Raw genomic sequence first — 1,128 nt, forward strand, 5'->3', positions numbered from 1 at the left:
CTGGGGCGATAACAACTATTCTGATTTTGTGAAGAACAACATCGACGGTGCGTATCCGCGGCTCACGTATTATAAGGTAAACAATAACTTCGTCGCCTCTGATTTCTGGCTGCGCAACGGCGGGNGGAACGTACCGGTTTCGCCGGGTAAGGTAATCGGTGCCCGTGGCCTGCGGGTGTATGTTCGCGGGGCTAATCTGCTGACGGTGTCAAAAATTAAAGACGTTGATCCGGAGTCGATTAACTCAGGTGTAACAACCTATCCGTTGTTTAAAACTTTCTCCGGTGGCGTTAAACTGACCTTCTAGTTTTCAGGAAAATGAATGTTAAATCAGTAACTATAAAAAGCTTATTAGCGCTGGCCGTCACAGGCATGGGGCTGGCTTCCTGCGTTAATTATCTGGAACCGTATCCGAACGGAAACCGGACCACAGAAGACATCTGGAAGTATCAGGATATGGTTCAGGGGCTGGTCGGTCAGTGTTATGACAACATGCCCCGGAATTACAACGATAACGAAGGGGTTTATCTGGATGGTACTACCGATGATGTGGTCATCACCAGTACCACAAACGCCATGACCCGTCTGGCAGTTGGTGCGCTGCCAACCAGCCAGGATCCGTTCCGGACCTACTGGGATCGCGACTACCGGTCGATCTATCTCGTAAACCTGTTTCTGAAAGACCGTCGCGGCTATAATACCCGCTTTCTGGTAAACGCCCATCTGGACAGTCTGGTGAAGAACCGGTTGCAGGGCGAGGCCTATGCGCTTCGTGCCTGGTTTCAGTGGGATTTGCTGCAGAAGTTCGGCGGAAAAGGCACAAACGGTCAGATGCTCGGGTACCCGATTGTACTGGACCCGATCGACGTAAAAGGCGATGTGAACCTGGCGCGGAATACGTATGACGAGTGTGTAAAGCAAATTCTGGCCGACTGCGATTCTGCCTACCGATACCTGCCAATTGCCCACCGTGATTTTCTGGTGCCGAACGTAAACGACCGGGTCTATGCCGGTTCGCGGTACTGGGGCCGTTTCGACGGGATTACGACACGGGCCATTAAGGCGATGGTTTACCTGACCTGGGCAAGTCCGCGCTACAACCCGACCGGCGATGTCACGCGCTGGGAG

General features: G+C 52.7%; 1 protein-coding gene. It reads left to right on the top strand.

Annotated elements, in window-relative coordinates; translation table 11 throughout:
* Window positions 1–318 precede the first annotated feature (318 nt).
* Window positions 319–1,128 (top strand): RagB/SusD family nutrient uptake outer membrane protein (locus BLX24_RS30590; protein ID WP_143092949.1); only part of this gene is annotated, 810 nt, incomplete at its 3' end.

The organism is Arsenicibacter rosenii (assembly GCF_001870735.1).
Classification (GTDB): domain Bacteria; phylum Bacteroidota; class Bacteroidia; order Cytophagales; family Spirosomataceae; genus Arsenicibacter; species Arsenicibacter rosenii.